This window comes from Bradyrhizobium sp. P2_E8 (assembly GCF_056403875.1).
Genome location: NZ_JBFUES010000295.1, coordinates 1 through 7,601, shown reverse-complemented (window position 1 = coordinate 7,601; position 7,601 = coordinate 1). Strand labels below are relative to the sequence as shown.

Annotated in this window: 7 protein-coding genes; 1 reads left to right on the top strand and 6 read right to left on the bottom strand. The window is 58.6% G+C overall.

Annotated elements, in window-relative coordinates; translation table 11 throughout:
- From AC1D00_RS17905 to iolG, 6 genes are all read right to left on the bottom strand, one after another.
- Positions 1 to 495: ABC transporter substrate-binding protein (locus tag AC1D00_RS17905; protein WP_477011564.1), on the bottom strand; the 495-nt coding region annotated here is incomplete at its 3' end.
- A gap of 950 nt (positions 496 to 1,445) precedes the next feature.
- Complete coding sequence (locus tag AC1D00_RS17900) at positions 1,446 to 2,450, bottom strand: substrate-binding domain-containing protein (RefSeq protein ID WP_025576828.1); 1,005 nt, start codon at positions 2,448 to 2,450, stop codon at positions 1,446 to 1,448.
- A 51-nt stretch (positions 2,451 to 2,501) separates the two neighbouring features.
- Complete coding sequence (locus AC1D00_RS17895; RefSeq protein ID WP_404555098.1) at positions 2,502 to 3,608, bottom strand: ABC transporter permease; 1,107 nt, start codon at positions 3,606 to 3,608, stop codon at positions 2,502 to 2,504.
- Entirely contained in the window at positions 3,598 to 4,338 is a 741-nt protein-coding gene (locus AC1D00_RS17890) for an ATP-binding cassette domain-containing protein (RefSeq protein WP_477011563.1), read from the bottom strand. Before AC1D00_RS17890 ends, AC1D00_RS17895 begins: the two co-directional genes overlap by 11 nt.
- A 104-nt stretch (positions 4,339 to 4,442) precedes the next feature.
- Complete coding sequence (locus AC1D00_RS17885; RefSeq protein WP_477011562.1) at positions 4,443 to 5,564, bottom strand: Gfo/Idh/MocA family protein; 1,122 nt, start codon at positions 5,562 to 5,564, stop codon at positions 4,443 to 4,445.
- A gap of 22 nt (positions 5,565 to 5,586) precedes the next feature.
- Positions 5,587 to 6,579, bottom strand: coding sequence for an inositol 2-dehydrogenase (iolG, locus tag AC1D00_RS17880; RefSeq protein ID WP_477011561.1), 993 nt, complete (start codon positions 6,577 to 6,579; stop codon positions 5,587 to 5,589).
- Positions 6,580 to 7,041: 462 nt separating this feature from the next.
- Between iolG and AC1D00_RS17875 the strand changes: the two genes are divergently transcribed.
- On the top strand, positions 7,042 to 7,601 hold a 560-nt coding region (locus AC1D00_RS17875), incomplete at its 3' end, for a MurR/RpiR family transcriptional regulator (RefSeq protein WP_477011560.1).

The following is a 7,601-nucleotide window of genomic DNA, read 5'->3' as shown; positions in this document are numbered from 1 at the left end:
CACGATCAAGGCACGGTTTTCGTCGGTCGGATAGTTACGGTAGGTCCATTTGAAGCCGCCGACGCCCGCCTTGTAGGTGATCTTCGGATTCGACGACGCGGCATTGAGGAGAAGCACACCGGCATCCTCCACGACCGGCTGCATCGCGAGCGTCACCGAGCTCGATACGTCGCCGATGATGAAATCGACCTGGTCCTGGTCGATGAGGCGGCGGGTTGCGGAGACACCCTCGACCGGCGTGCCCTGGCTGTCACCGGCCAGGACGTTGATCTTGCGCCCGCCGATGCCGCCGGCGCCGTTGATCTCCTTGGCCGCCATCTGGGCGCCACGCAGCGAGAACGCGCCATAGCGGGCATTCGGCCCGCTCATCGGCGCGACGAGGCCGAGCTTGACGGTACCGTCCTCGGTTCGGGCGAAGGCACTGGAGGAGACGGCCTGAAGGCCGATCAGTGCGGTTCCCATGCAAAATCCGCGTCGGCTCAATTCGATCGTCATGTGCCCGCTCCGTTGCTGCTACAAAATGATGCGCCGCGATCTCCGCCACTTCCGTGGTCTTGCTCTTAAAAAATAGATTTACGTTCGATGACAGGGGAAGCATGACTGCGGTCTGCCGCCATAGCGAATTCTTATGGCGCCCCTGCGCTTCTGTCGATTTGTCGCTCGATGCAGCTAGCGCTGCGCGCGCGAGAGCCGCTGCCAACAAATCCCGGCTTGAATCGCGTTCGCCCTGCGCTCAGTTCCAAACGGCCTCTTGCGGCTCCGCGCAGACCGGCGCGGACGCCGCATCTGCTACCCCGCGCCTCAACCGAAACTGTCGAAAAGTGCAGGCGGACGACCAGTCGATCGCACCGACGCGGCGCCATCTACATCGGAAGGCCTGATCACGTTAGCTGTGAGGAGATTTTTCTTGATCTCCCGGTGCACACGTAGTGCACATGCCGCCCTCTAACTATCTGAAAAATCTGAACTCTCGCTCAAATCCATCATGGGCCAATTTGAGCAAGTAATGGCTAGCTAGTTCCAGCAACTGAGGTCTAGGTCCATACAATCTGCTCAAAAACCCATTGGAGGAGCCCGCCCGCATGGAGAGTTGCACAGAGTGCGACGCGTGATCGTTGGAACATTGTGGCGCGGCGCGTAATACACATGTGCTACCGGTAGGACGACGTACTGACCGTGGCCACGCGGCCTTTCGCGCATCTGCGGGAGGACGGCCAACGAGAATGCAGACGAAGTCGGCAAGGGCAATCGGGCCGTCCTGGCGAGGACCGACTCGGCTCCGAGCTACGTTTTGTCAGAATCGACGGCAGTATGTCCTCGCGCATTTAGGCGCGGGTCGTGGCGCGCGACGCTCGCACGTCGGCGATCGAAGCCGCACCTGAAATCGCCGCGACAAAACGATGGGACCGGAGTTGCCTCCCGCCCCATCATTGCAACGAGCAGATTTACTTGCCGATACAGGTGGCGACGGTCGCGGGCGTGCAGACATCAAGACCGGTGTAAGTAGGATCTGCGGGCGCGGGCTTGCCCGATTTCATCGCTTCCAGCGCCAACATCGTCTTATAGCCCATTTCGAACGGCCGCTGGCCGACCTGGCCGAGTGACAGGCCTTCCTTCATCTGATCGATCTGCACCGGCAGTGTGTCTGCCACCACAAGGGCAAGTGCTTTCGAGGCGATCTTATCCTTATACGGTGCCACCGCGGCGCGGTTTGCGTCGGGAATGAACTGCGGGAAACCACCGGTCGGAATGAAGGCATCGAGGTTAGGGTTCTTCGCCATGGTGTCAGTGAACTGCTGGACGGATACCGGGAAGTCGTCATTGGTATAAAGCGGACAACCCTGAATCTCGGTCCAGCCGTTCTGGCCCGTCAAGCGGTCACCGGGGGAGGCCGCCGATTTCTTGCCCGACAATGTGTCGCGAATTCCCTGCATCCGCTCATTGTGGTTAGCCGCAGCCGCGCCGCCAGACTGGATGCACACCGTGCCGCCCTTCGGCTTGATCTGCATGGCGAGTTTGGCGAGGTTCGTGCCGATCTCGTAATTGTGGGTGCCGATATAGGCGGCGCGCAGGGCCTTGCTGTCAGGCAGGAGATCGGAGTCCCAGGTAAGAACGGGAATGCCGGCCTGCTTGGCAGCTTGCAATGCCACAGCTACGGCCGCGGCATTGGATGGCGATACGGCAATGCCATTCACCTTCTTGGCGATCAGATCCTGGAGGATTTGCACCTGCTCCTCGCCGCCGCCGTGCTCACCGGGACCTATATACATACATTCAAAAGCCCCCTTCGATTCCGCTTCGGCTTTCTTGCAGCCGTCGCGAGCCTGATCGAAGAACGGGTTGTTCATGTTCTTCGGCACCAAAGCGAAGATATCCCTCGCCTGCGCGCCGGACATCGCCACAGATATGGCGCCGAAGGCGATAGCCGTGCCTAAGAGAAATCCCTTCATCTCGTTTCCTCCTCGTTGACCTTCACTGATTGCCCGCAGTGAATTCGGCTTCTAACGATGCTTTCTCGGCAACAACCGCTCCAAAATGGCTGCAACGATCGACTTGCCACCGGTTTGCATGCCGAGAAGGACCGCGAGAATGATGAAAGCGCCGACAAATGCGCCCTGCCAATTGGAATCGATGCCGGCCATCAACAAGGCATTGCGGATGACCTCCAGAAAGGCCGAACCGATGAAAGCCCCGAAGGCGGTGCCGGCCCCGCCCATCAGGTTCGCGCCGCCGATCACAGTCGCTGCGATGACGCGCAGCTCATAGCCCTGCCCCATGGCATTGATGGCCGAGCCATTGTAACCGAGCAGCAAAAGCGAGGCCAACGACGCGGTGAAGGCGGAAAAGACATAGGCTTGAAATTTGATCCAATCGACCGGGACACCGGTGAGCCGAGCAGCCTGCTCGTTGCCGCCTATCGCAAATAGATGGCGGCCCCAGGCTTTCGAATTGAACACATAGCCGACGATGAGAGCCAGCCCAACCATGACCCAGAAATGCGAAGACAATTCCGGCATCCAGTGCGGTGCCCAACCCACCGGCGCGCGCAAAGGCCATTTCGCCTGACCGATGGCTCTGACGATGGGTGCGTCGGGCCCGAACTGATAGAGCATCTGATTGGCCGAAAACACCACCGCAAGCGACCGCGCGATTGACAGCATTCCAAGCGTCACGACGAAGGAAGGCATACCGACATAGGCCACGAAAAACCCGTTGACCATGCCGCACGCGATCCCGGCTATCATGCCCATCGTGAAGGCGACATACCAGGAATAATGCCAGGTAAGGAACAGGCCGGCGACAATCGCCACCAGGCCCATCACGGACCCAACAGAGAGGTCAATGCCGCCGGTGATGATGACCACGGTCATCCCCATCGCCATGATTCCGATCGGCGCGAAGTTACGCGTGACGTTGGCGGCATTTTCGACGGTGCCGAAGCTCGGTTCATTAATGGCCATGACCATGACCAGCGCGACGAGCGCGATCGTCACCCAGAACGGTTGGCTCGCGATGAGGCGCGCAGTAAAGGTCTGTTCCTTGTTCTCCACAACATCTGAAATTGCGGCATGACCGATTTCGGTCGTCTTGATGAGATCATGCTGCACGGATCGCTCCCGTGATCAGGCCGGTGATTTCTTCCGGCGATGTCGACGTCGTGGMTTTGTCGGCGACTTTGGTGCCGCGCCGCATGACGATGATGCGGTCGCTCACCGCGAACACGTCGGGCATACGATGGCTGATGAGGATGACCGCCACACCCTGGTGCTTCAAGCGGCGGATGAGCTCGAGCACCTCGGCGACCTGACGCACCGAGATGGCGGCGGTCGGCTCGTCCATCAGAACGAGCTTGGCGTTGGAAAGCCGGGTGCGGGCGATGGCCACCGCCTGACGCTGGCCGCCGGACATTTTCTTGACCAGATCGCGCGGTCGCGTTTCGGACTTCAGTTCGTCGAACAATTGGGCCGAGCGGTCGATCATCGCCTGCTTGTTGAGCACTCGGAAGGGCCAGAACCCCTTGTTTAGCTCGCGGCCGAGGAACACGTTTTGCGCGGCGGTGAGATTATCGGCAAGCGCGAGATCCTGATAAACGACTTCGATGCCCTTGGCGCGCGCCTGGATCGGCTTATGGAAATGGCAGACTTCGCCGTCGACGAGAACTTCCCCATCCGTTGGCGGAAAATTCCCGGCAATCAGCTTGACCAGAGTGGATTTGCCGGCACCATTGTCGCCCATCAACCCCACGACCTCGCCGGGCTCGATCGACCAGCTGATGTCGTTTACCGCGTGGATGGCGCCAAAACTCTTCGATACGTTGCGAACTTCAAGCAGAGCCACTCCAGCACCTCCCCTGTCATGCAGCTCTTCCRGCTGCCTTCGGTTCGACTATTTTATCGTAGCCCAGACTGCCCCCTGCACCTCGGCGGCAATGGTCGTCACTCCTACTCTATCGCTTGCCACGCCCGCACTTTGGACGATCGAACCGCCGTATCGATGATCTTCTGAATTTCCCAGGCTTCGCGAAAATCCGGCCCGCGCCTCTCTCCACCAGCAATCGCTTCCAGGAATTCCGCAACCTCGATCGTCTTGAGATCGTTGAAGCCAAGTTGGTGACCCGGCGCGACGCAGAACAGCCCGTAGGGATGATGCTGGGGCCCTGCCTCGATACGCGTGTAACCGCTATGGCGTGGATCGCCGCTGGTGCGGTAATGAAGCAGTTCATTGAGGCGTTCCTGCGTATAGACAAGAGACCCCTTTGCGCCGGTCAATTCAAACCCGAGCAGCATTTTTCGTCCTGTCGCCACCCAGTTTGCTTCAATCGTTCCCCGGCATCCCCGCTCAAATCGCACGGTAAGGCGCGCAATATCATCGACTTCGACGGCGCGGCGCTCCGATGCGCCGGCGCGGATGGGGCGGCTTTTGACGACTGTTTCCAAATCAGCATCGACGTGACTGATGGGGCCGAGAAGAAAACGGGCCATTCCGATGATATGGCTGCCGAGATCGGCAATGGCACCCGCTCCACCGCTGGCATCCACGCGCCAATTGTAGGGAGCTTCCGGATCCGCCATATAATCTTCAGCGTGAATGCCGCGAAAGCCGGTGATTTCGCCGAGTTCTCCTGCCGCAATCATGGAACGTGCAAGTTTCAAGATCGGATTTTTGATATAGTTATAACCAACCTGCGTCACGACGCCCGCAGCTTCAGCGGCCTCCATCATGTCCTTTGCGGCATCGGCATTTGGCGCGATCGGCTTCTCGCAATGAACGTGCTTGCCCGCCGCGAGGGCCGCAAGGGCCATTTCGCGATGAACGGTATTTGGCGCCGTGATCGAGACAACCTCAATATCCGGGTCATCGACGAGCGCCTGCCAATCGGTTCGCCAGCGGCGAAAACCGAATTGCTTGGCGGCTTGCTCCGCCGCGTCCCCATTGATATCTGCAACCGATTGCAAAACAGGACGCAGGCTGCCCGGGAAAATGCCGGCAACGGCCCGATAGGCAAAGCTATGGGCCTTGCCCATGAAGCCGGTGCCGATGACGCCTACGCCAATATCACGCATGTCGTCCCCATCCCTATTCTGATCAGACTTTGACAGCTCGGCCCGTCAGGGCAGACTCAAGCGCACAGTCAGCCAAACGAAGCGCCTGGCGACCGTCATGTGGGGTGGTAGGCATTGGCGAACCGCTTTCGATTGCATCGACAAATTGATCGAATTCCGCCTTGTAGGCCTCGGCATATCGCTCCAGGAAGAAATTCAGGAGCGGATCGCGCACCTCCGTCTCGATCTTGCCCCAACGCCGGACCGTGGTCGGCCGTAGATTTTCGTTCAGCAGCATTCCGGTCGATCCAAAGATTTCCATCCGTTGATCATAGCCATAGACCGCCTCGCGGCAGCAGTTGATATGACATTGCCGACCCGAAGCCGTGCGCATCTGAACCATGAGCGTGTCGAAATCGTCGAACTCGGCCAATCCCGGATCGACAAGTCGGCTCGCCGTCGCCATAACCTCGATCGGCTCTTCGCCGAGCAGCCAGCGCGCCATGTCGAAATCGTGAATCACCATATCGCGAAAAATTCCGCCGGAATGACGCACGTACTCGCGCGGCGGCATTCCCGGGTCCCGGCTGCTGATGATGACTTGCCGCACGTCGCCGATTTCACCATCATCGATCGATCTGCGGAGTCGTCGGGCGCTCGGATCGAAGCGGCGGTTGAATGCCACCATGACGCGGCCGTTGAGCTGCTCGACCTCGTGGATGGCAGCGTCCACTTTGGCGATGTCGAGGTCGATCGGCTTCTCGCAAAGTACGGCCTTTCCCTTCCGCACCGCGTGAAGCATCAAACTGACATGAGTATCCGTCGGCGTGCCGACAATGATGGCATCGACATCGCCTCGCCCGATCGCCGCGAAGGGATCAAGCGAGGCCTCGCATCCAAGATGATCGGCCAGATCCTTGGCTGCGGTGCCGTATGGATCGGCAACAGTGACAAGCTTTGCCTTGGGATTTCCCGCCACGTTGGCCGCATGGATTTTCCCAATCCGTCCAGCACCAAGAACTGCAACGCGCAACATATTGGGAACTCCGACCTATCCTGGGGTTAACCGACTCCCTTCGCCAAACCCGCATTGGATGCGCTGACGCAAAGGACACTGGTGTGATGCGAGCAACCCGTCCTGCACAACGCTTCGAGGCGATTGAACCTCAGGAGCCAGCACGCTCGCGCAAGGTCGTCAGGACGCGATGAAACTATCTGTCAGATCTACCTCCGATGATCGCAACCGCTTGTGCGGCTCTGCCTTAAACAGCGAGCAAACCTACTCTTGCGACTTCAGTGACGTTCCCTCGTTGCGAGTTCTGTTGCCGGCGCATTCCATGCGCCTTCAACAATTATCGTTGCTTAATTCTACATTTGCAACAATAATTTCAGGATCAGCAAATGAACTTTTTTGACACGGATGAATCACGCGGATTCTGAGATACGCCAAAGAAATTGATTTTCAGGCGGGTGACGGAATCGCAGGCGAGGAACGAGAATGCCAACCAAGCGCAGCGGACCAGGAGCGACAATCCCGAAAAATTATGAGGGGATCGTCAACTTGATCACTCGGGAATATCCAAATTTGTCGACTGGATTTCAGCAGATCGCGCGATTCTTGACGCAGAATCCAAATGTGGTGGCGCTCGAATCGATCAATGCCGTCGCCGCCAAATGTCAGACGCATCCATCAAGCCTCGTCCGCTTCGCGCAGAACCTCGGCTACTCCGGCTTCAAACAGCTGCAATCGGTTTTTCAGACAAGGCTGGCCACTGCTGCCCCCGGATTTCGCGAGCGCATCAGCGCTCTCGAAAGTGAGCTTTCACGAAATAAGGACCACGGGAGTCTCGGTTATTTGCGGGATCTGGTCGTGCGCGACATGGCGGCACTTCAAGATCTTCTCGAAGTCATATCGGAAAAGACTCTCGCCGATACCGCAAAACTGCTCGTGCAGGCTGAAACGATTTACATTGCCGGACAGCTTCGATCCGAACCTATCGCATCATTGCTCAGGTATCTTCTGACGATGCTGCGCCGCCGTGTCGTCCTTCTCGACTC